The organism is Aestuariivirga sp., from assembly GCF_965227715.1.
Classification (GTDB): Bacteria; Pseudomonadota; Alphaproteobacteria; order Rhizobiales; family Aestuariivirgaceae; genus Aestuariivirga.
Window position 1 is genome coordinate 2230921 of record NZ_OZ245771.1, and the last position, 22157, is coordinate 2253077.

General features: G+C 62.5%; 17 protein-coding genes. 7 read left to right on the plus strand and 10 right to left on the minus strand.

Translation table 11 applies throughout. The features are described from left to right. Positions 1 to 2: 2 nt before the first annotated feature. The 4 genes from ACO06F_RS10450 (at position 3) to ACO06F_RS10465 (ending at position 3552) form a co-directional block, all read left to right on the plus strand. Positions 3 to 242, plus strand: a complete 240-nt coding sequence (locus ACO06F_RS10450; protein WP_421692699.1) for a biotin/lipoyl-containing protein — start codon at positions 3 to 5, stop codon at positions 240 to 242. Beyond that, positions 242 to 1012 (plus strand): alpha/beta fold hydrolase, encoded by a 771-nt coding sequence (locus ACO06F_RS10455; RefSeq protein WP_421692700.1) that lies wholly within the window; start codon positions 242 to 244, stop codon positions 1010 to 1012. The genes ACO06F_RS10450 and ACO06F_RS10455 overlap by 1 nt, the downstream gene beginning before the upstream one ends. After that, positions 1012 to 1986, plus strand: coding sequence for a sugar-binding transcriptional regulator (locus tag ACO06F_RS10460; protein ID WP_421692701.1), 975 nt, complete (start codon positions 1012 to 1014; stop codon positions 1984 to 1986). The genes ACO06F_RS10455 and ACO06F_RS10460 overlap by 1 nt, the downstream gene beginning before the upstream one ends. A 432-nt stretch (positions 1987 to 2418) precedes the next feature. Continuing rightward, positions 2419 to 3552 (plus strand): glycosyltransferase family 4 protein, encoded by a 1134-nt coding sequence (locus ACO06F_RS10465; RefSeq protein ID WP_421692702.1) that lies wholly within the window; start codon positions 2419 to 2421, stop codon positions 3550 to 3552. 57 nt (positions 3553 to 3609) lie between these two features. Here the strand turns inward: ACO06F_RS10465 and ACO06F_RS10470 are convergent, their stop codons facing one another. The 9 genes from ACO06F_RS10470 to betI form a co-directional block, all read right to left on the minus strand. Beyond that, on the minus strand, positions 3610 to 5604 hold the full coding sequence (locus ACO06F_RS10470) for a glycosyl transferase (protein WP_421696660.1): 1995 nt from the start codon (positions 5602 to 5604) through the stop codon (positions 3610 to 3612). Positions 5605 to 5626: 22 nt separating this feature from the next. Beyond that, on the minus strand, positions 5627 to 8488 hold the full coding sequence (locus tag ACO06F_RS10475; RefSeq protein WP_421692703.1) for a beta strand repeat-containing protein: 2862 nt from the start codon (positions 8486 to 8488) through the stop codon (positions 5627 to 5629). 229 nt (positions 8489 to 8717) lie between these two features. Beyond that, positions 8718 to 11156 (minus strand): DNA topoisomerase (ATP-hydrolyzing) subunit B, encoded by a 2439-nt coding sequence (gene gyrB / locus ACO06F_RS10480; protein ID WP_421692704.1) that lies wholly within the window; start codon positions 11154 to 11156, stop codon positions 8718 to 8720. Continuing rightward, positions 11156 to 12310, minus strand: coding sequence for a DNA replication/repair protein RecF (gene recF, locus ACO06F_RS10485; protein ID WP_421692705.1), 1155 nt, complete (start codon positions 12308 to 12310; stop codon positions 11156 to 11158). The genes gyrB and recF overlap by 1 nt, the downstream gene beginning before the upstream one ends. A 9-nt stretch (positions 12311 to 12319) precedes the next feature. Next, complete coding sequence (gene dnaN, locus ACO06F_RS10490; protein ID WP_421692706.1) at positions 12320 to 13432, minus strand: DNA polymerase III subunit beta; 1113 nt, start codon at positions 13430 to 13432, stop codon at positions 12320 to 12322. A 95-nt stretch (positions 13433 to 13527) separates the two neighbouring features. Then, a complete protein-coding gene (dnaA, locus tag ACO06F_RS10495; RefSeq protein ID WP_421692707.1) occupies positions 13528 to 14970 on the minus strand; it encodes a chromosomal replication initiator protein DnaA in 1443 nt (480 codons plus the stop codon). 756 nt (positions 14971 to 15726) lie between these two features. After that, positions 15727 to 15993, minus strand: coding sequence for a 30S ribosomal protein S20 (rpsT, locus tag ACO06F_RS10500; protein WP_421692708.1), 267 nt, complete (start codon positions 15991 to 15993; stop codon positions 15727 to 15729). A 160-nt stretch (positions 15994 to 16153) separates the two neighbouring features. Continuing rightward, positions 16154 to 17146, minus strand: coding sequence for a Gfo/Idh/MocA family protein (locus tag ACO06F_RS10505; RefSeq protein ID WP_421692709.1), 993 nt, complete (start codon positions 17144 to 17146; stop codon positions 16154 to 16156). Positions 17147 to 17167: 21 nt separating this feature from the next. Beyond that, positions 17168 to 17785, minus strand: coding sequence for a transcriptional regulator BetI (gene betI / locus ACO06F_RS10510; RefSeq protein WP_421692710.1), 618 nt, complete (start codon positions 17783 to 17785; stop codon positions 17168 to 17170). Between the two features lie 142 nt (positions 17786 to 17927). Here betI and choX point away from each other — a divergent pair, with 142 nt between their 5' ends. The 3 genes from choX to choV all read left to right on the plus strand — a co-directional run bounded on the left by choX (position 17928) and on the right by choV (position 20982). Continuing rightward, positions 17928 to 18866, plus strand: coding sequence for a choline ABC transporter substrate-binding protein (gene choX, locus ACO06F_RS10515; protein WP_421692711.1), 939 nt, complete (start codon positions 17928 to 17930; stop codon positions 18864 to 18866). Positions 18867 to 18940: 74 nt separating this feature from the next. Beyond that, positions 18941 to 19795, plus strand: a complete 855-nt coding sequence (gene choW / locus ACO06F_RS10520; RefSeq protein WP_421692712.1) for a choline ABC transporter permease subunit — start codon at positions 18941 to 18943, stop codon at positions 19793 to 19795. Then, positions 19792 to 20982: a choline ABC transporter ATP-binding protein gene (gene choV, locus ACO06F_RS10525; RefSeq protein ID WP_421692713.1), complete on the plus strand. Its 1191-nt coding sequence runs from the start codon at positions 19792 to 19794 to the stop codon at positions 20980 to 20982. The genes choW and choV overlap by 4 nt, the downstream gene beginning before the upstream one ends. Here choV and ACO06F_RS10530 read toward each other — a convergent pair. Next, positions 20942 to 22156, minus strand: a complete 1215-nt coding sequence (locus tag ACO06F_RS10530) for a phosphopentomutase (RefSeq protein WP_421692714.1) — start codon at positions 22154 to 22156, stop codon at positions 20942 to 20944. The two genes, choV and ACO06F_RS10530, sit on opposite strands and share 41 nt — an antisense overlap. Position 22157: the final 1 nt, after the last annotated feature.

The window sequence follows — 22157 nt, forward strand, 5'->3', positions numbered from 1 at the left end:
ACATGAGAACCCCCGTCATCATGCCGCAGCTCGGTAATGAAATCGAAGAGGCGCAGATTGACTCCTGGGCGAAGAGCGCAGGCGACCGCGTGGAAAGGGGCGAGATGCTGCTGACCATCACCACGCCCAAGCTGACGATGGAACTGGAGGCACCTGCCTCAGGCACATTGTCGGAAATCCTCGTGCCCGCCGATGAGGTTGCCAGCGCCGGTGCGACCCTCGCGTTCATCGACGAAGATTGATGAGCGGTATAGCGTTCAAGACGGGTGGTGGTGAGGGTCCGGATCTCGTGCTGATCCACGGGTTTGGATCCGACCGCCTGTCATGGATCGGCAACACGCCCGCGCTGATGCAGGTGGCGCGCGTTCATGCCCTTGATCTGCCAGGCCACGGCGACTCACTTGATGTGGATTGCGGCGATGCCAGTCCGGCGGCACTGGCCGTTCAAGTCTCCCGCGTGCTCGCAGAAAACAGCATTGCCCGTGCGCATCTTGTTGGCCATTCACTCGGCGGCGGCATTGCGATGCTTATGGCAGCGAAACATCCCGAGCGGGTGGCGTCCCTCACGCTCATCGCAGCTGCCGGTCTGGGCACCGGCATCGATCATGCATTCCTCACCCGCTTTCCCGGGCTCTCGGAAATCGATGAAACAACGGGCCTTCTTCACCGCTTGGTCGTGCGGCCCCAACTCATCAACCGGCTGACTGTGCAGCGGGTCATCGAACAGCTTGCGAGACCAGGTGCGCGAGACGCGCTCAGCCGCATTGCGGCAGGCATCATTGCGACCGAAGCGCAGCTTTCGGAGACGGCGCAGCAAATCGCCCTTTTGGATGTTCCCCGCCTTGTTGTTTTTGGCACGGAAGACCGCATCAATCCTCCGGATTTGGCTGCAATTAACCGCTTTGGCGGCACGTCACTGCTCATACCGTCTGCGGGGCACTTGCCGCACATCGAAGCTGCAGCGCAGGTGAACCGCGCCGTTGCCACACTTCTTTCCGGCACAGCTCACTGATGGCAAAACTCCGGCGCGCAGCAACGGCAGCCTTTGCGGACGATACCGCCCTCAGGCTGCGCGCAGCCTGGCTCTATCACGGCTTTGGACTGACCCAGTCGCAGGTGGCTGACCAGCTGGGGCTCGGCCGATCCACAGTCATCCGCTTGCTGGAGGAAGCGCGCCAGCGCGGCGAAGTGAAGATCACGATTGGCGGGACACGAGACACCCGCACCGAGCTTGCGATCAAGCTTGAACGCGCTCTTGGACTTGACGAGGCGGTGGTTGTGCCAGCGCCCGCAGCCGAGGACGACACGCGGCGTTCCGTGGGCCTGGCGCTCGGCGCCTTTCTTGCGGAGACGGTGATTGACGGCATGAGCATCGGCGTTGGCTGGGGCCGCACGCTCACGGCAGCGCTCGACAGTTTCAACCCGCCAAAGCGGAGCGGTGTGCGGGTGATGTCCTTGATGGGCGGCGCTGTTGAAACCCAATTCGCCAATCCATTTGAATTCGCCTGGCGTCTCGCCAGTGCGCTGCAGGCCGAGTGCTTCCTCTTTCCTGCGCCACTCGTTGTCGACAGTGCGGAGACCAAGCGCCGGCTGATCGAGGATTGTGGCCTCGGCCGTCTGACTGACATGGCAGCAACGCTCGATCTCGCGGTGGTCAGTGCAGGTGATATTTCGGCTGATCATGGTTCGCTCGTCCGGCATTTCATCTCGAGTGGGGACATATCCGAGCTGCAGGGAATGGGATGTGTGGCCGACGTGATGTGCAATTTTGTTGATGCCCATGGAGTGCCGGTGCCGCACCCGATCAATGCACGCAGCATGTCCGTCGGCATCGGCACCCTGAAAGCTGCGCGTCATAAAGTGCTGGCGAGTGGCGGCCGGTCCCGTGCGGCGGCCATTCTGGCGATAGTCCGTAGCATTGAATGCAACACGCTGATTACCGATGAACATGCCGCACAGGCGCTCCTGCGGCTTGCCGCCAGCTGATTGCCTCAACAGCGCCTGTTTCGAACGGCCTCGAGAGAGCAGCGCACCAGCCACGCCGCGACGGCAGACATTGCCTTCCGCAGTTTTTGGAAGATGCGCTCACCGTGCGAAACGGAACTTTGCGCCCACAGCTTTGTTCTTCGATTCGGCGTCCTGCCGGCTCTCCGGTTGCATTCATCGGAGTTATGCCACCTGAAGGAAGGACTGGGCGAGTGGAAACAGCATTGACAACCGGCCGTGCCAACGTCATCGGCCGACCCGTCACGAAGCGCCCGCTCGAACACTGCCTTACGGCCCTCAGCCGTGAGACTCCCGGCACCCGCCTCAAGCAAGACCCGGAGCAGGGTTGCTGTTCCGAGGTCATTGACCGATTCAGCGATATCCAGAACCAGCGGTCTACCGCGTTCTCGGCTCTCGAAGCGGAGTGCGGCCATGGATGAGAGTCTGAACGGCAGCCGCATTCTCCTCACCACCGATGCCGTTGGCGGCGTTTGGACCTACTCGCTTGATCTCGCGCGTGAGCTCTGCGGTTCAGGATTGGAGGTACACCTTGCCGTGATTGGGCCTGCTCCATCTGAACAGATGGCCGAAGCCGCCAGGCGTATCGAGACACTTCTGATAATCCCCACCGAGTTGCCGCTTGATTGGCTGGCTCATCGGCCGGAGCAGATCATCGAAGCCGGGCACCTGATCGCCCGGCTGGCTGCGGAAAACGACTGCAGCATTGTTCAGCTTCATGCGCCTGCGCTTGCGGCGGCGGGTGCATACACAATGCCGGTTATCTCTGTTCATCATTCCTGCCTCGCCACGTGGTGGAGGGCCGTTCACCCTGGCAAGGCGATGCCATCTGATTTCCGCTGGCGGAGCGAGCAGCTTGCCAAGGGTCTTGCCATCAGTGATGCCGTGGTGGCACCGACGACGGCCCACGCCTATGCCGTGGCAGAGGCCTATGAGCTCACGTCCCCGCCCTTGGTGGTCCGCAATGGGCGCTGTATCGCAGAACCCGGCGAAACGGACGATGCATCTCGACGTGCGCCGTTCGTTCTGACGTCTGGCCGGATTTGGGATGCGGCTAAGAACGTTGCGATGCTTGATCGTGCAGCCCGGCTGCTCGGTGTCCCCATTTATGCTGCAGGTTCCACCGTTGGGCCTGAAGGCGAAGAGCAGAGCTTACCATCTCTGCGCCTGCTCGGCAGCCTTGACCAGGATGCCATGCGGCTGTGGCTTTCCCAGGCGCCGATCTATGCCTCCGCTGCTGTCTATGAGCCCTTTGGGTTGGGAGTCCTCGAAGCAGCAATGGCGGGGTGCGCGCTGGTTCTCTCGGACATACCAGTGTTTCGTGAACTGTGGGCTGGTGCGTGCCTGTTTGTGCCGCCTGATGATGAGCATGCATTCGCAGACGAAGTCCAGCGCCTGCTCGCAGACCCACGCCTCCTGCAGCGCTTGTCTGAGCGCGCACGGCGGCGGGCGCGGCTTTTCACGCCCTCAAGCACCGCGCGGGAGATGATGCGGCTCTACGCCAACCACATCGCGCTCCATCGTATCGGGCGCGGGGTGGCCGCATGAAAACTGTCTCTTTCACCCACGCGCTCACCTCATGCCGAAATGAGCAGACGCGAATTGTCAGGCCACCGCGTGCAGAACAGCTGGGCGCTGCCCGCGTGAGGACCTGCGTTCAGGCCAGAGGCGGCCATCCGGCACAAGAGGCTCCAGCGTGTTCAGGCGCGTGAGTTCGGCAACATAGGCTGCGGGCAGAATTGTTTTCCCCTCTGCACCCTCAATGAGGTGTACGCCGATCTCTTCATAGATGGCGAGATTGGAGAGGTTCGGCACCGGCAGATCGCCCGCGCGGAATTCTTCCCACATCTGGTCATAGAGCCCTTCGAGGCCGCTGACGATCTTCGGCTCGTCGAACAGCAGGCAAGTATCACGGTTGGTCCGCAGCCGTTTGCGAAGGTCCCCGGCAGTTCCGGGCGCGGAGGCGATGGCGATGGCCCTGCCCACATAATCTTCGATATTGGTGCAGACGAGATCATGCATTCCGGCCGATTTTACAAGCCCGGCGCAGACGCGCGCGGCGAAACCCTTGCCTTCCAGCGTCAGCACTGGGGTTCCCATCCACATCGCATCCGCTGCGGTCGTGTGCGCGCCATAGGGGAAAGTATCCAGGAACAGATCGGCCAGCGGATAGCGTGCCAGATGCTGCGGATTGGGACGTTTCGGCGCAAAGCAGAGACGGGCCGGCGCGATGCCTGCCGCCGCCGCCATCTGCCGGAGCCTGGCGTTGGTCTCAACCGATGAGTCGAGCAGCCACAACACGCTTCCATCCGTCGCTGCAAGAATGCGCATCCAGGCTTGGAAGACCGGGGCCGTTATCTTCTGCGTGCCGTTCAGGCAGCAGAACACGAAGCCCGCCGCGGGGAGACCCTCGTCGCTGCGCTTCGGCGGCTCGGCAGCGATGGGGCGCTTCCTGTCATTCGGCTGGTAGCACGGAAGCCTGAGGACTTTCTCGCTGAAATGAATTTCGCTTCCCGCCGGCGCCACATTGCCATCGGCGATGATGTAGTGATGATAGGGGGTGCCCATGGTGCCGGGATAGCCGAACCAATTGGCCTGGATGGGCGCCGGACGCCTGGCGAATACCGCCGTGCGCGCGTCGCGCGTATAGCCGTTGACGTCCACCAGAATGTCAATGCCATCGGCGGCGATGCGCGCGGCAGCAGCATCGTCTGTCATGGTGGAGATATCGGTCCAATGGCCGACAGCCGAGCGGATGCGGGATTTGGTATCATCTTCACGCGAAATACCGCAGTAATAGGCGTGGATATCGAACCGGCTGCGGTCATGCAGTTCCATGACCTCCGAGATGCCAAATCCCACGGCATGCTCACGAAGGTCGGACGAGACATACCCGATCTTGAGGCGCTTCGGCCGATCGGCCATCCGCGCGCCGTGATCGAATGAGAGCTCTTTCGGCATTGAGATGCTCTGCCGGGCGTAGCTTGCCGCGCGCGCCAGCTGGAACATCGGATCGTCGTACATGACGGCCGTCGACAGAGGCGAGATGCTGGCCAGCAGACGGCGGGCCTCAACGCCGTCCCACCCTGTTACCACCGGCCATTTGCACTGCTTCTGGCGGAGCGCGATCCAGTGCTGCACCGCCTGCGACTGATCGGGGGAAAGGTCGACGGCCTGGCGCAGCGCATCCTCGGCTGCGGCATCAGCATGGTTGAATTCGAGAACCCGGCCCAATTGATGAAGCGCCATCAGCTTGTAGCGGAGCGTGGGACCGTTGATGGCGGGCAGCCTGTTAACGAGTGCCAGCCACTGGTTCACGGCGCCCGTGGTTTCGCCCAGGTCTTCAAGAGCGCGCCCCAGGTTGATGTAGGAGGGGTGGAAGTCAGGGTTGATGCGGAGTGCATCCCTCAGCGCATTGACGGCACCGAAGGCATCCCCGCTCCGCTGCGCCACCACGGCCATGTTGAAATGGGCGGCGGCAAGATTTGGATCCTCGGGGTTGAGCGCGATCCAGCGCTTGTAAAGCTCAGCGGCTGCGGCTGCGTTGCGGGTTTTCTCAAGGGTGTCAGCTTCATGGAACAGGTCTGAGATCGAAAGCATCAAGGCGTTGTGCACTCCAGGATCAGCTGTTGCTGGCGATAATGAGAGCTTCAACCTGACCGGCATTCATCAAGCCGATCTGGGTGGCGGAGAAGGCATTGGCCTGTGTGCTCGAGAGAGCGGAAATCTGACTCGTGGTGATGCCAGAAATCGAGGATGCGGCCAGTGATGGGATGCCCGTTGTCTCGCTCAGGGAGGAGAAGTTCGTGGTGCTCAGTGCGGCCAACTGTGCGGACGTCAGCGCGCCGGCCTGTGTGCTGGTGAGTGCCGAGAAGACATCCGTCCCGAGGCTATCGAGTGCCCCCGGCGTGATCGACCGGAACTGCGCAGCGTCCAGTGTTCCGATCTGAGTTGTCGTCAGGCGGTCGAGCGCGGTGGAGGTGAGCGCGCCGACCTGCACGGTGGAGAGAGAAGATGCCGTGAGTGCCGTGAGCTGTGCCGTATCCAGCGCGTTGAGCTGTGTTGAGGTGAAGCCGCGCACCTGAGTGGTATTGAGCAGGCCGATCTGCGTGTCGGAGAAGTCGGCGACCTCGGTGGTGGCAAGCGCGCCGAGCTGCGTCGCGGTGACGGCTGCAAGCTGGGTGGTGCTCCAGGCCTGTACGTCCGAAGAGACGAAGGCCGAAAGTCCACCTGCCGACAGCGCACCGATCTGCGCGGAGGACAGCGATCGCACCTGGGTGCTGGACAGGTTTCCGGCTGCCGTCGAGTCGAGGCCTGACACCTGCTGGGTGGAGAGAGATGCCACATCGAGGGCCTGGAGATAGCTGGTGTCGACGGCGTTGAGCTGCGCGGCAGCAAGCCCGCGGAGCTGCGTGCTGGAGAGGCTTGCGAACTGCGTGGTGGAGAAGTCTTCGAGTTCGGCCGCGTCGATGCCGACGAGCTGCTGGGAGGTGATCGCTGCCAGCTGGGTGGTGGACCAGCCCTGCACTTCGGTGGAGCTCAGGGCGGCAATGCCCGAAGAGGACAGAACCGCAATCTGCGCCGTGGTGAGGGCCTGCGCCTGTGTGGTGGAGAGCGCGTCAATGGCCGTGGCGTTCATGCCGCGGACCTGTGCAGTGGAAAGGTCAGCCACGTTCAGGGCATTGAGCTGCGTGGTGCCCAGATTGTTCAGCTGGCTGGAGGAAAGGCCCCGGACCTGTGTGGAGGTGAGCTGCCCAAGCTGCGTATCCGAGAAATTGGCGATGGCCGTCGTCGTCAGCTGCGAGAGCTGGCGGGTGGTGATGGCGCCGAGCTGGGTGGTGCTCCACGCCTGCAAGTCCGCGGAGTCGAGCGCCGCAAGGCCTGTCGCCGTCATCGCTGTCACCTGGGTCACCGTGAAGGCGCGCGCTTGCGTCGAGGTCAGGTTGTCGATGGCGGTGGAGTTGAGGCCCGCCACCTGCGTGCCGGAGAGATTGGTGATGGTCAGGGCGTTGAGCTGGGCCGTTGCGAGATTGTTGAGCTGGCTGGAGGTCAGGCCGCGCAGCTGCGTCGAGGTGAGCTGGCTCAGCTGTGTATCAGAGAAATCCGCGAGGGCCGTGGTCGAGAGCCCTGAGAGCTGCTGCGAGCTCACCGCGCTGAGCTGGGTTGTCGACCAGCCCTGGACTTCGGTGGAACTCAGCGCCTCGAGGCCACCGGCGGTCAGTGCACCAATCTGCTGCGTTCCGAGGGACTGGGCCTGGGTCGTCGTCAGCGCATCGATGGCGGTCGAATTCATGCCGCGGATCTGGCTTACAGACAGGTCGGTGGCGTTCAGTGCATTGAGCTGTGTGGAGGCGAGGTTGTTGAGCTGACTCGTCGTCAGGCCCCTCACTTGCGTTGAGGTGAGCTGCCCGAGCTGCGTGTCGGAGAAGTCCGCGATCGCCATGGTGCTCAGCGCTGCAAGCTGAAGCGAGGTCACGGCAGCAAGCTGCGTCGTGGACCATCCCTGAACTTCCGTCGAGGTCAACGCATCGAGGCCGACTGCGGAAAGTCCGCCAATCTGGCCTGTGGTGAGTGCCTGCGCCTGCGTGGTCGTCAGCGCATCCATGGCCGTGGCGTTCATGCCGCGAATCTGGCTGACCGTGAGGTTGGTCACGTCGAGGGCGTTGAGCTGCGTGGTGGCGAGATTGTTGAGCTGGTTCGTGGTCAGACCGCGAAGCTGCGTGGAATTGAGCTGGCCGAGCTGTGTGTCGGAGAAGTCGGCGATGCCGGTGGTGGTGAGGCCTGCGAGCTGCTGTGAGGTAACGGCGGCAAGCTGGGTGGTCGACCAGCCCTGAATTTCGGTCGAGCTCAGCGCTTCGAGTCCGGCGGGCGAGAGAACGGCAATCTGCGCGGCGGTAAGTGACTGCGCCTGAGTGGTGGAGAGGGCGTCAATGGCCGTGCCCGTCATTCCACGGATCTGCGTGGCGGAGAGGTCGGCCACATTCAGCGCATTGAGTTGCGTCGTGGCCAGATTGTTCAGCTGGCTGGTGGTGAGACCTCTCAACTGTGTGGAGGAGAGCTGGCCCAGCTGGGTGTCAGAGAAGTCCGCGAGCCCGGTGGTGGTGAGGCCAGCTAGCTGGCGGGAGGTGAGTGCCGAGAGCTGCGTTGTGCTCCAGCCCTGAACATCGCTCGATTCGAGCGCTTCCACCGCATAAGCCTGAAGCAGTCCGATCTGGCCAGTCGTCAGTGCTCCGGCCTGCGTTTCCGAGAGTGCCGTGATGGTATCGGCGATGAGGCCCTTGATTGCCGCGGTCGATATGGCCTGCACCTGGCCCGTGTCGAGCGCGGTGAGGTCGGTTGTCTCCATCGCGTTGATTTGCGTGGCGGTGAGGGCGGAGACCTGCGTGGTTGAAAGCGCGTGGACATCTGTGGTCGACAGCTGCCGGATCGCCGTTGTCGTGAGCGTGGCGATCTGCCGGGTGGTAAGCGATGAAACGATCGACATCAGACGGGCTCCCGCTTGAGAGCGCGGGGGCGCCCTCAAATCAACCTCACGATCCTGTGTGTGACATTGACGCCAAAACCCTGCGCGAGCCTTGCCCGCGCTGAAAGTTATGGGTGTGGCGTGGTCTGCGGCGGCATATTGCCTGCGAGCCGTCATAGCTCACCATCCGCAGAGTATGACTCTACGTCGGCATGTCTGAAGGATCGGTTAAGACCGTGGCGGCCCGGACTTAGACGTCGAGATTGGCAACGCTCAACGCATTTTCGCGAATGAAGTCACGGCGGGGTTCCACGACGTCGCCCATCAGCTTGGTGAAGATATCGTCGGCCTCGTCCAGTTCGGACACCTTCACACGGAGCAGGGTGCGGACGTTGGGGTCGAGGGTTGTCTCCCACAATTGATTGGGGTTCATTTCGCCCAGGCCCTTGTAGCGCTGCATGGTGATGCCCTTGCGGCCGAAAGCGAAGATCGCGTCCAGCAGCGACGTGGGGCCATAGATCACCGTCTCGCCATCCTTGCGGCGGAGCTTGGCGGGCCGTGCATAGATTTCCTGAAGGTGGCTGGCACGGCGGTCGAGGCGAAGTGCATCGGCGGAGCCGATCAGCTTGCCATCCAGCGTCCAGGCTTCCTTCACGCCGCGCACCTCGCGGGTAAAACTCAAGCCACCATCCGCGGTTGGCTCACCTGCCCACCCGCGCTCGGTTTCCTCCGCGATGACGTCAAGGCGGCGGGCGATGTTCTCGGCAGCAGCGGCAGCCTGCTCGCTGCTCGAAAGCACTTCCGGATTCAGCACACCTGCAATCGCCGCCTGCTCGATGAGCGGACGGGGATAGCGTGAATGCAATGCGTCAAGGGCTGCACGGATCGAGAGCGCCTCTTCGACGATCGTGCGAAGATCGGCGCCTGCGCGCTCAGTGCCATCTGCAAGCACCAGAGTCGTGCTCTCGAGGCCTGTATCCACAAGATAGGTTTCGAGCGCCTTGGAGTCTTTCAGATACTGCTCGGAGGAGCCGCGCTTCACCTTGTAGAGCGGAGGCTGCGCGATATAGAGGTGACCGCGCTCGATCACCTCCGGCATCTGGCGGTAGAAGAAGGTGAGAAGCAGCGTGCGGATATGGGCACCATCCACGTCGGCGTCCGTCATGATGATGATCTTGTGGTAGCGCAGCTTGTCCGCGTTGAACTCCTCACGGCCGATGCCGGCACCAAGTGCAGTGATCAGCGTTCCAATTTCGGCTGATGACAGCATCTTGTCGAAGCGCGCGCGCTCCACATTCAGGATCTTGCCGCGCAGGGGCAACACAGCCTGGTTCTCCCGGTGGCGCGCCTGCTTGGCGGAGCCGCCGGCCGAGTCGCCCTCGACGATGAACAATTCGGATTTGGAAGGGTCACGCTCCTGGCAGTCGGCAAGCTTGCCGGGAAGGGAGGAGATATCGAGCGCGCCCTTGCGCCGGGTGAGTTCACGCGCCTTCCTTGCGGCCTCGCGCGCGGCAGCGGCTTCCACCACCTTGGACACGATGGAGCGCGCCTCCGCGGGGTGTTCCTCGAACCAGGCACTCAGCTGCTCATTCACCAGGTTCTCGACCACCGGCCGCACTTCGGAGGAGACCAGCTTGTCCTTCGTCTGGGATGAAAACTTGGGATCGGGCACTTTGACGGAGAGGACGCAGGTCAATGCCTCTCGCGCATCATCGCCTGTCAGCTGCACCTTCTCCTTCTTGGCGATGCCGCTGTCATTGGCATAGTTGTTGACGACGCGGGTGAGCGCGCCACGGAAGCCCGCAAGATGGGTGCCGCCGTCCCGCTGCGGAATGTTGTTGGTAAAGCACAGGACGTTCTCGTGGTAGCTGTCATTCCACCACAAAGCGCAGTCGATGGTGATGCCATCCTTCTCGCCATGGATCATGATGGGCTGGGGCAGAACCGCCTGCTTCGTGCGGTCAAGGTAGCGCACGAAAGCCGCGATGCCGCCCTCATAGAACAGTTCGACAATCTTCTCTTCGACGCTGCGGTTGTCGGTGAGGATGATGCGCACACCGGAATTGAGGAAGGCGAGCTCTCGCAGGCGGTGTTCGAGCGTGGGCAGATCGAACTCCACCTTGGTGAATGTTTCGGTCGACGGCAGGAAGGTCACTTCCGTGCCGCGCTTGTCGGGTGCGTCACCCACCACTTTCAGCGGTGCATCGGGCTCGCCGTGGGTGAAGCTCATGAAATGCTCCTTGCCATCGCGGAAGATGGTGAGCTTGAGCTTGGTCGACAGCGCATTGACGACGGAGACGCCGACGCCATGAAGGCCGCCCGAAACCTTGTAGGAATTCTGGTCGAACTTACCACCCGCGTGAAGCTGGGTCATGATGACCTCAGCCGCCGAGACGCCTTCGCTCTTGTGGATATCCGTGGGGATGCCACGTCCATTGTCGGTGACGGTGCAGGAGCCGTCTGCATTGAGCGTGACGGTCACGCGCGTGGCGTGTCCGGCGAGGGCCTCGTCAATGGCGTTGTCCACCACCTCATAGACCATGTGATGGAGACCCGAGCCATCGTCGGTATCGCCGATATACATGCCGGGGCGCTTGCGCACCGCGTCGAGGCCCTTCAGGACCTTGATCGAATCGGCGCCGTATTCGCCATTGCCATTGCCGTTGCCGGTGTTCTCGGTCTCTGACATCAGTCTTCCATCACCTTGCTGACGTGCCCGCCTTCCACCTGGAAAACGGTGCCCGCTTCACCAATCGATTCGAACAGCTGGGCGTCTGTTCCCGTCATCCAGCTCTGGGAGCCCAAGGCTGCCAGCGCTTCCAGCAAACTCTTCCGCCGCGCCCGGTCCAGATGGGCCGCCACCTCGTCCAGAAGCAGGATGGGCGGAACCCCCGCTCCCTGCTTCACTGCCCGTGCCTGGGCCAGCACGAGGCCAATCAGCAGTGCCTTTTGCTCCCCCGTGGAGCATTGCGAGGCTGCCATGTCCTTCGGCCCATGAACCACGCTGAAATCGCTCCGGTGAGGGCCCCTGAGGGTGCGCCCTGCCGCCCGGTCGATCCCGCGCGAATCGTGGAGAATTCTACGATACTCGTCCTCAACTTGCACCGCTGGCTTTTCGGCGATCAGCGCCTCGATTTCGCCGTCCACGGCGACCTTCGCCCAAGGGAAGGAGCTCTCGGCGCGAGCCTCCCCTATATGGGTCTCCAGGGCCTCCAATCCAACCAGCCGGGCAGCAGAAATCGCAATGGCGGCCTCCGCCATCTGCGCCTCGAGGCTCGAAAGCCAGGCCCGGTCGGCCCGGGCGTCTTCCAAAAGCAGGTTGCGCTCGCGCATCACCTTCTCGAACACCAGGATGCGGGAGGCATGATCGGGGTCAAAGGCCACCACCATCCGGTCCAGAAAGCGCCGGCGCTCCGCGCCGGGCCCCGCAAAAAGCCGGTCCTGGGCAGGGGTGAGCCACAGGAGCCGCATATGGTCCCCCAAGGCGCCCGGGCCTCTTTGCGCCTCCCCGTCGATCACAACCTGACGGCTGCCGCCGTCACCGGTCTCCGGCTGACCGCTCCATGCCGTTCCGAGGGAGACAGGCCCGTGTTCAGCCTCGATTTCCGCAGCAATGGCCCAGCCGCGGGATCCGCCCTGACGGGATATTTCCTCAAAGGCGGCGCCGCGCAGCCCCCGTCCCGGCACCAGCAGGGAAATCGCCTCCAGAATATTGGTCTTTCCGGCGCCGTTTGCACCCACGAGCGCCACAAGCCGCGCATCCGTTTCCAGGCGAAGGCCGCGATAGTTGCGAAAATCCGTCAGCGTCAGCCGGGTGACGGCAAGGGTCGGGGAATCGGTCACAAAGGAGGCTTACACCCGCATGGGCATGAGCACATAGAGGGCCTGCTCATCGGATGGATCCCGGACGATGGTGGGCGAGCCCGCATCCGCGAGATGGAGTTCCATCGAGTCGGACTTCATCTGGGAGGCCACATCCATCAGATAGCGGGAGTTGAAGCCGATATCGAGCGGATCGGCGTCGTAGGAACAGGCGACCTCTTCCTCGGCGGAGCCCGAATCCGGGTTGTTGACGGTCAGCACCACCTTGTTGCCGCCGATCTGCAGCTTCACGGCCCGGCCCTTCTCCATGGAGATGGTCGAGACCCGGTCCACCGCGGAGGCGAAGGTCTTGGTGTCGAGTTCAAGCTTCTTGTCGTTGTTCCGCGGAATGACCCGCTCATAATCCGGGAAGGTGCCGTCGATGAGCTTGGAGGTCAGCACGAGATCTCCCGCCCCAAACCGGATCTTGGAGGCCGACAGCGACACATCCACAGCGCCGTCCACACCTTCGAACAGCTTCACCACTTCCAGCACGGTCTTCCTCGGCACGATGACGCCGGGCATGCCCTTAGCACCTTCGGGCCGCGCGATCTGGGCCTGTGCCAGCCGGTGCCCATCGGTGGCGACCGCGCGCAACATGGACCCGGCGGCCACGTCATGGAAATAGATGCCGTTCAGATAGTAGCGCGTCTCCTCCGTCGAGATCGCAAAACGCGTCTTCTCGATCAGGCCCCGGAGGTCGCTTGCGGCAATGGCAAAGCTATTGGGAAAATCGCCTGCTGCCAGATCGGGAAAATCCTCGTGCGGCAGCGCCTGCAGCGAGAAGCGCGAGCGGCCCGCAAAAATAGAAACCCGCTGACCGTCCCCCGCCTGCTCAAGCTCAAGCTGGGCGCCGTCGGGCAGCTTCCTGACGATGTCATACAGCATGTGGGCCGGCACCGTGGTGGCGCCCGGCTTCGCCACATCGGCAGCAACACTTTCGATGATCTCCAGATCGAGATCCGTGGCCGTCAACCGCAAACGGCCGTCACCGGCCTGCAGCAGCACGTTGGACAGGATAGGAATGGTATTGCGACGCTCGACGACGCTCTGCACATGGGTGAGCGCCTTGAGGAAAGCAGACCTCTCGATCGTGACACGCATAACCGGACAATCCCTCGTTCTGTGTTTCCGGCCTATGCCGGGGCCGGAAACATTGGCGCGGAAGCCAGCGCAATTCAAGGGTTATGGCAGGTTTTTCAGCCCTGTTCGACGAGGCGGATGAGAAGCGCCACCTCGCGGGCGAGCTTGTCATCCGTCTTGATCTGGTCTTCGATCTTGCGCACCGCGTGCAGCACCGTCGAATGGTCCCTTCCGCCGAAGCGCCGGCCGATTTCGGGAAGGGAGCGCGCCGTCATCTTCTTGGCGAGATACATGCCGATCTGGCGCGGCACCACCACGCTCCGGGCTCGCCGGGGGGAGAGAAGATCGGTACGGCCCACATTGAAATGGCGGCCCACGATCTTCAGAATGTCGTCAATCTTGATGCGGGAACCGTCCGGGTTCGCCTGCATGTCACGGAGCACCAGGGATGCGAGGTCAAGCGTCACCGCGGCCTGATTGAACTGCTGGTAGGCAGCAATCCGGTTCAGCGCACCTTCAAGCTCGCGGCCCGTGCCGGTCACGCGGTTGGCGATGAATTCAAGCACGTCATCCGGGATCAGCACGGACGGATCGCGTTTCAGCATCGTCTCGTGACGGCTCTTCAGGATGCGGCGGCGGGTGTCGAGATCGGGCAATTCTATGTCCACGACGAGCCCGCCCATGAGGCGCGAGCGCATGCGCTGGTCGATGGCATCAAGCTGGGAGGGCGGCACGTCCGCTGCCACGATCACTTGCCGGCGCGAGTCGACAAGCGAGTTGAAAGCATTGCAAAATTCCTGCTGCATGGTCTTGCCCTGCAAGAACTGGAAGTCGTCGATCAGCAACACGTCGATTGCGGCGAACTGGTCCTTGAAGGCCAGCGTGTCGCGCTGGCGCAGTGCCATCACGAAATTGATCATGAAGCGCTCGGCCGTCAGGAACATCACCCGGCGTTCGGGGTGCCTTTCCCGAATGCGATGCGCCACGGCGGACAGAAGATGCGTCTTGCCAAGGCCCGAGCCCGCGTGGATGAACAGCGGGTTGAAACTGATTGCGGCCCCCGGTGCAGCATCGGCCACACGGCACATGGCGGCATGTGCAAGCTGATTGGAAGAACCGACAACGAAGGTTCCGAAGGTCTGATTGGGGTCGAGCTGGGGGCCACGGTCGACGGTGGTGGCGGCCTGCGCGGCCGCAATCACCGAGGGCTGCTGATGTGACTGCGCCACCGCGTGGACGCCGTTGTGTGACGCGTGACCGTTCTGTCCGGCCTCCGCCGCGGGACGCTGTGCCACGCCCGCCCGCATCCGCACCCGCACATGAATGCTGTCGAAGGCGCCGAGCTCCGCTTCCCCGATCTTGTGAAGCTTGGAGACGTAATGGGTCTCGATCCAGGATTTGAGAAAGCGCGTCGGAACGGAAACGACCAGGCGTCCTGACTCGAAGTCTTCCAGCTCCATGCGTGCGAACCAAGAGGTGTAGAGGTCTTCACCCAGTTCGGCCCGAAGCCGCTGCGCGACACGATCCCATCGCGTTTTCACATCCGTCAAAACAGTCATCTTCTTCTGCATCCCTTCGCGCGCATTCTGCGGCGCGCATGTCCATTGCGGGTGGGTCAGTGCCCAACCGTCCGTCAAACCCGTCACCGTTGACCGCTAAGTCTTGTCAAGCGCAGGTCCGAAGGCCGAAGTGTCCGAACTGATCATTATGCCCCCTGCCGCCGCAATCGTGCCGGTACGGTCTGGTTGTCCTGGTTTGTCACGTGCCCCATGCCCTACTCACAAACGCAAAGCTTCCGCTTGGGCGGAGAACTGCCCAGCAAACGCCACCACTGACCGCTTGTCAGAACCTTGGGCTTAGCCCCACCCTGGTCCCGTTTAAGTGTTGCAGGCATTCGAAGCCGTCCGGCCTGCCCACGAAGTGAACTTACAAAAGCGCCCTCCGCCCTAGCAACCTGATTCAGGAAACCCTCCGTACACGGAAGGGGCTTGACAGGAAGCGCCGCAGCGCCGCTGCCCGAGAGTCAAACCTAAGGCCCTGAGAATCTTCCGGTTTCGGGCGGAGGGTGCAGACGGCAGAATCGCACCTGTCAGTTGTGGGTCTCGTGCAAAGTGGACTGCAAAACGCCGGTGGCCCGCTCAGGCAGGGGGCGAATTTACCACTTCTCCACTAAATACATGAAATATATAGTTTAATTCTGCGCATAACGTTCCGTCCCCGGACAAATGGGCGCCTGTGAACAAAATAAAAGCGCCGGACAGCTGCTGTCCGGCGCTTCAGAATTGTCAAGCCCCTGCAACCGCAGGGTTATGAATTTAGGCCTTGATCGCCTTTACGCGGGCTGCAAGGCGCGACACCTTGCGGGAGGCGGTGTTCTTGTGGAGAACGCCCTTCTGGGCCCCACGCATCAGCTCGGGCTGGGCAGCCTGGAGGGCGGCCTGGGCTTCGGCCTGGTTGCCGGAGGCGATGGCCTCTTCCACCTTGCGCACATGGGTGCGGATGCGGCTGGTGCGGTTCTTGTTCACTTCGGTGCGGCGGGCGGCGGCGCGGGTGGCCTTCTTCGCCGATTTCGTATTGGCCATTTGGCTTTGGTCCTGCTTCTCTGAAATTCGTTTGATGGGCCTTCAAAGACAAAGGACCGTTTGCGCTGTGGCAGACGGCCCGCCTTCCCGGCCTATCGGGATGGCGGGCTTATAGTGACGGCAGGGCCTGCCGTCAATGGCTTCGAAATTGGCCCTGGGATCAAGGTTTCTCCCACTTGCCGCTCTTTTCCGAGCGGAAGAAGGCATCGAGGATCTTCATGTTCTGGATGGCGTCTTCAACGCCCCAGAACGGCTTCTGCTTCTTGCGGATGACGCGTCCGAACGCTTCGGCCTGCAGCTGGTACTGGTCGGAGACGGGAAGCTCCACCCATTGCCCTTCGTTCATCTCCATGCCCTGGATGAAGTAGCGGTTGGGCTGGTCAGGCGGCGCATTGAAGGGGATTTCGATCTCAATCCGCCCCTTGGTGCCCATGATGTTCACGCGCTGGTATGGTGCCAGCTGGGTGGAGACGGTGAAGGAGAGCTGCCGGCCCTCACCAAAATCGGCCACACCGCTGGCCTGGCGGTCCGTCTTGAATTTCGGGTCGCGGTCGAAGGCGGCCGTCACGCGCTTGGGCTCGGCATCGAAGATGTAGCGCGCCACGGTGATCGGGTAGCAGCCGATGTCCAGAAGGCCGCCGCCGCCGATATCGGCCATGTTGCGCACGTTCTTCGGGTCCTTGTTGAAATAGGAGAACATCACCTGAATGGCGCGGACGTCTCCGATCTTCTTCTTCTTCACGAGGTCGCGCACCGCAATCCACTGCGTGGCATGGCGCACCATGAAGGCCTCGGCGATGAACACGCCCTTCCTGGCCCTCTTGAGCTGTTGGGCCTCTTTGGCGGTGATGGCGATGGGCTTTTCGCAGAGCACATGCTTTCCGGCCTTGGCCGCGGCGAGCGTCAGCGGAACATGGAGGTGGTTGGGAAGGGGATTATAGACGGCTTCGATTTCGGGATCGGCCAGCATGTCCTCATAGGAGCCATAGGCCTTGGCGATGCCGAGCTTGGCGGCCCAGTCTTCAGCGGACTTCTTCTTTCGCGAGGAGATCGCGACAATCTCGATCTCCTTGCTCTTCAGCATGCCCGGCAGAACCTTGGCCACACCGATGTTGGCTGTCGAGATAACGCCCCACTTCACTGGCTTCTTCATATCTTGTGGCCTCCCCATATGTCAGGAGGGCATGTTTAGTCCGGCCCTGCTCTGGTTGAAAGCCCGATCGAGCGCTGCGGCCAGATAATCGCGTGTGAGCGCGCGGGGCGTCTCCGGGTCGGCGGGCTTTCCGGTAAGCGCATAGCGCAGCCACAGCCCGTCGATCATGGCGGCAATGCCGTCTGCAAGGCGCGGCGCCTCGGCCTCGGGCAGCAGGCGCCGCAGATCATGCAGCAGGCTGCTCTTCAAGCGGCGGTGATAAACCGAAAGAATATTCATCAAACGCGCAGAGTGCCGGGCATTGCCATACAGCGCCAGCCAGGCGCTGAACACACGCTCGTCAAACTGCCTGTCCCCGAAACAGGAATCGATGATGGCGCAGATGCGCTGGCGGGGGCTTTCCGCCAGCGCGAGCCGCGCCACCGCATCGGCCCGCAAATCCGCCAGCAGGTGGCGCATGGTGGCAAACAGCAGCTCGTCCTTGTCCTCGAAATAATGGTGCACCATTCCGGCGGATACGCCGGCGTGCCGCGCGATCCGGGCCACGGTCGCCTGGGCGAAGCCCTGCTCATGGATGACAGCAACCGCCGCCTCCACAAGCTGCCTGCGCCTGATCGGTCCCATTCCCAGCTTCGGCATCCGCCCTCCGGTGCCGAAGTCTAGGTTTTATTGGTCGAGCGTCCAAGGAAAACTTGTCAAGGCCGCGGAACCTGCTCTAGTCTTTGGCATCGCCGCGGGGTCCGGCTTCAAAATGGTCCCGGGCAAACAGGGAGCAGACCGAATGAATTCATTGATCAAGAGCCTGGCGGCCGCCGCCGTCCTCGGCGCCGCCATGACGTCTTCCGCATTTGCGGCAGAGCCCGCGAGCTGTAAGGCGGTGCGCTTTGCCGATGTGGGCTGGACCGACATCCAGGTGACGACCGGCGCCACCTCCGTGGTCCTCGAAGCGCTGGGCTATGAGCCCACCGTCTCCACCCTCTCGGTGCCGGTGACGCTCGCGTCCCTCAAGAACAAGGACATTGACGTGTTCCTCGGCAACTGGATGCCGAGCATGACGGCGGACATCAAGCCCTATCTCGACGACAAGTCGGTCGAGCAGGTTGCCACCAATCTCGAAGGTGCAGGCTATGGGCTGGTCGTGCCGCAATATGTGGCGGACGCCGGTGTGAAGTCGCTCGCCGACCTCAGCGCCAATGCCGCGAAGTTCAGCTCCAAGATCTATGGCATCGAAGCCGGCAATGACGGCAACCGCATCATCCAGACGATGATCGACGATCCGAAGAACAATCTGAAAGACTTCCAGCTGGTCGAGAGCTCCGAGGCAGGCATGCTGACGGAGGCCGAGAAGGCCATGAAGAACAATGAATGGATCATCTTCCTCGGCTGGACGCCGCACCCGATCATGGGTGAGATGAAGATCCACTATCTTGATGGCATGGGCGATTCCGGCTTCGGCGCCGCCACTGTCTTCACAGTTGCGCGCGCGGGTTATGCGGCTGAGTGCCCGAATGTCGGCAAGCTGCTCGCGAACCTCAAGTTCGATCTCGCCATGGAAGGCGCCATGATGGATCCGGTTCTGAAGAACAGTGCCGATCCGAAGGAGACCGCCAAGGAATGGCTGAAGGCGCACCCCGATGCGGTGTCGCCCTGGCTCCAGGGGGTCACCACCATCGATGGCGGAGACGCTGCCGCCGCGGTCGCTGCCGCACTCAAGGGCTGAGGCCTGAAGTTTGAAGCCCGGGACATGGTCCCGGGCTTCTTCGTCTTGCGGCACCACGCTCAGGGGGAGAGCAGATGGACCCGATTTCAAATTTCGTCAGGTCTTGGAAGATACCGGTCGGCCCATGGGGCAAGAGCTTCATCGACTTCATTGTCACTTATTTTCAGTGGCTGTTCGACGGTCTCAAAATCTCGCTGAACTTCATTGTCGATATTTCGACGGCGGGGCTTCTGGCGCTGCCGCCGGTGCTGCTCGCCGTGCTGATCGCAGGCTTCGCCTATTGGCTTCAGCGCTCATGGAAACTGGCGCTCGGCGTGCTGCTGGGCCTCCTCTTCATCATGAACCAGGGGCTGTGGAAGGAAACCGTCCAGACGCTGGTGCTGGTGGTTGGCGCCACCGCACTTTCCATGGCGATGGGCGTGCCGCTCGGCATCTGGGCCGCGCACAAGACCAAGGTCTGGCAGGTGACGCAGCCGACACTGGACCTGATGCAGACGATGCCGACCTTCGTCTATCTGATCCCCATTCTCATTCTCTTTGGGCTCGGTGCAGCCCCTGCCCTCATCGTCACCATCATCTTTGCCATGCCGGCGCCAGTCCGCATGACCTATCTCGGCATCACCTCGATTCCAAAGCCGATGATCGAGGCGGGCGAAGCCTTCGGCGCCACCAAGCGCCAGCTTCTGTGGAAGGTGGAGCTTCCCGCAGCCATGCCGTCCATCATGGCGGGGCTCACGCAATGCATCATGCTGTCGCTGTCCATGGTGGTCTTCGCCACGCTGATTGGTGCGCCGAGCCTCGGCAACCCGGTCTATAAGGCGCTCGCCAACCGCAACATTCCGCTCGGCATCGAGGCGGGCCTCGCTATCGTGGTGCTGGCCATCATCCTGGACCGCATGCTGGCGGTCCGCTCGGGGGCAAAGAAATGAGCACGGCCGTCGAGTTCAAGAACGTCGATATCATCTTCGGCCAGAACACGGCCGAAGCGCTCAAGATGGCCCGCGCGGGTGTGGACCGTTCGGACATATTGAAAAGCACAGGCGCGGTGCTCGGCGCCACAGGGGCGAACCTCGTGGTGAATGAGGGCGAGATCAGCGTGCTGATGGGGCTTTCAGGCTCCGGCAAATCCACGCTGTTGCGCGCCGTCAACGGCCTCAACAAGGTCACGGGTGGCGAAGTGCTGGTGAAAGACGGCGCCCGCATGGTGGATGTCGCCTCCTGCGACGAGGCAACGCTTCGCCACATCCGGCAGAAGCAGGTCGCCATGGTGTTCCAGCAATTTGCACTGCTGCCCTGGCGCACGGTGCGCGAGAATGCGGGCTTCGGCCTGGAACTCGCCGGCGTGCCGGAGGCGGAGCGCAATGCCAAGGTGGACAAGCAGCTGAAGCTCGTGGGCCTTGAGCAATGGGCCAATAAATATGTTCATGAGCTGTCAGGCGGCATGCAGCAGCGCGTGGGGCTCGCCCGCGCCTTTGCCACCGAAGCCCCGATCCTGCTGATGGATGAGCCCTTCTCGGCATTGGACCCGCTGATCCGCACCAAGCTGCAGGATGAGCTTCTTCAGCTGCAGAAGCAGATCAAGAAGACCATTCTCTTCGTCAGCCATGATCTCGAAGAGGCCCTCAAGATCGGCAACCGCATCACCATCATGGAAGGCGGGCGCATCGTCCAGTCGGGAACACCCGAAGACATCGTCCTGAAGCCCGCCAATGATTATGTGCGGGACTTCATCGCCAATGTGAACCCGCTCTCGGTCCTGACGGCGTGGAACGTGATGCGCGCGCTGCATGAGCTTGAAAGCAATGCCGATGGCTGGGTGTGGCTGGACAAGCGCCGCACCACGCGATTCAAGCTGGGTGCAGATGGCAAGGTGGTCGCTGCCGAACGGGAGGGCCAGCCTGCGACGTGGGTCTCCTGCGATCACGTCGAGGCCCCTGTCGAGCCCGGAACGCGCCCGGTCTACTGGGCGCGGCCGGGCACCTCGCTGAAGGTCGTCATGCTGGCCATTCACAACACCGATGTGGCACCGGTCGCGATCTTCGATGAGAGCGACAAGTTCCTCGGCGCCATTGGCGTCAGGAATGTGCTGCAGGCGGTTCTGAAGCGGCCGGATTGAGAATGTCCCAGGCGGTGCCAGCGGCAAGCGGGCCCACGCTCAAATGCCGGGCAATGGTCTGGCCGATATCCGCGAAGCTGTGCCTCAGGCCAAAGCTGCCGGGTGTGATGCCGCGCATATAGCTCATCACCGGAACTTGCTCGCGCGTGTGGTCCGTGCCAACCCACGTGGGATCATTGCCGTGATCGGCCGTAAGCAGCAGCAGATCGCCTCGCTTCAGCTTCGCAAAGAGGCGCGGCAAGTCTACGTCAAACGCTTCAAGCGCCTTGCCATAGCCGTGCGGATCGCGGCGGTGGCCGAACTCTGAATCAAAGTCGACGAAATTCGTCATCAGCAGCCCGCCCTCCGCAAGGCCATCCATCTGCGCGAGCGTCGTGTCGAAGAAGGCGCGGTTTCCCGCCACCTTGATCTCGCGGCCGGTGCCGGCATGGGCATAGATGTCCCCGATCTTGCCGATGGAGACCACTTCACGGCCCGCGCTGCTCAGAACACGCAACAGCGTGGGCGATGGCGGGGTCACGGCGAAATCCTTGCGGTGCCCGGTGCGTGTGAATTCGCCCCGCCGCTCGCCCACGAAGGGCCTGGCAATCACGCGGCCGATGTTCATTGGATAGGTCAACTCGCGGGCCACGCGGCACAGCTCATAGAGCCGCTCCAGCCCGAAATGTGCTTCATGCGCCGCGAACTGCAGCACGCTGTCCGCACTCGTATAGGCGATGGGCTTGCCCGACCGGATATGTTCCTCGCCGAAATCCTCAATCACCTCGGTGCCCGAAGCATGGCACATGGCGAGGAGGCCCGGCAGCTTGCAGCGCGAGACGATGGCGTCGATCAAATCCTGCGGGAAGGCTGGCACCACATGCGGGAAATAGCCCCAGTCAAAGGCCAGCGGAACGCCCGCCAATTCCCAGTGACCGGTGATCGTGTCCTTGCCGCGGGAAACCTCGCGCGCCACGCCATATTGCCCGATGAGAGGCTGTTCGGACAGCGGGTTGCGCCCGGTCGAGAGCTGAGCGGCCAATCCCAGGCCCAGCGAAGCCATGTGCGGCACGCGAAGCCGCATGTGATCGCAGATATGGCCAAGCGTGTTCGCGCCTTCATCCCCGAAGCCCGCCGCATCAGGCGCGCCACCGATGCCGAAGGAGTCGAGGATCAGGAGAAAGGCGCGCGCCATG

Coding starts and splice junctions, on each gene's coding strand:
- ACO06F_RS10455 (WP_421692700.1), top strand. CDS start 242: ATGAGCGGTATAGCGTTCAAGACGGGTGGTGGTGAGGGTCCGGATCTC.
- betI (WP_421692710.1), bottom strand. CDS start 17,785: ATGCCGAAGCTGGGAATGGGACCGATCAGGCGCAGGCAGCTTGTGGAG.
- choV (WP_421692713.1), top strand. CDS start 19,792: ATGAGCACGGCCGTCGAGTTCAAGAACGTCGATATCATCTTCGGCCAG.
- ACO06F_RS10505 (WP_421692709.1), bottom strand. CDS start 17,146: ATGAAGAAGCCAGTGAAGTGGGGCGTTATCTCGACAGCCAACATCGGT.
- ACO06F_RS10460 (WP_421692701.1), top strand. CDS start 1,012: ATGGCAAAACTCCGGCGCGCAGCAACGGCAGCCTTTGCGGACGATACC.
- gyrB (WP_421692704.1), bottom strand. CDS start 11,156: ATGTCAGAGACCGAGAACACCGGCAACGGCAATGGCAATGGCGAATAC.
- choX (WP_421692711.1), top strand. CDS start 17,928: ATGAATTCATTGATCAAGAGCCTGGCGGCCGCCGCCGTCCTCGGCGCC.
- ACO06F_RS10530 (WP_421692714.1), bottom strand. CDS start 22,156: ATGGCGCGCGCCTTTCTCCTGATCCTCGACTCCTTCGGCATCGGTGGC.
- ACO06F_RS10475 (WP_421692703.1), bottom strand. CDS start 8,488: ATGTCGATCGTTTCATCGCTTACCACCCGGCAGATCGCCACGCTCACG.
- rpsT (WP_421692708.1), bottom strand. CDS start 15,993: ATGGCCAATACGAAATCGGCGAAGAAGGCCACCCGCGCCGCCGCCCGC.
- ACO06F_RS10470 (WP_421696660.1), bottom strand. CDS start 5,604: ATGCTTTCGATCTCAGACCTGTTCCATGAAGCTGACACCCTTGAGAAA.
- dnaA (WP_421692707.1), bottom strand. CDS start 14,970: ATGACTGTTTTGACGGATGTGAAAACGCGATGGGATCGTGTCGCGCAG.
- choW (WP_421692712.1), top strand. CDS start 18,941: ATGGACCCGATTTCAAATTTCGTCAGGTCTTGGAAGATACCGGTCGGC.
- dnaN (WP_421692706.1), bottom strand. CDS start 13,432: ATGCGTGTCACGATCGAGAGGTCTGCTTTCCTCAAGGCGCTCACCCAT.
- ACO06F_RS10465 (WP_421692702.1), top strand. CDS start 2,419: ATGGATGAGAGTCTGAACGGCAGCCGCATTCTCCTCACCACCGATGCC.
- ACO06F_RS10450 (WP_421692699.1), top strand. CDS start 3: ATGAGAACCCCCGTCATCATGCCGCAGCTCGGTAATGAAATCGAAGAG.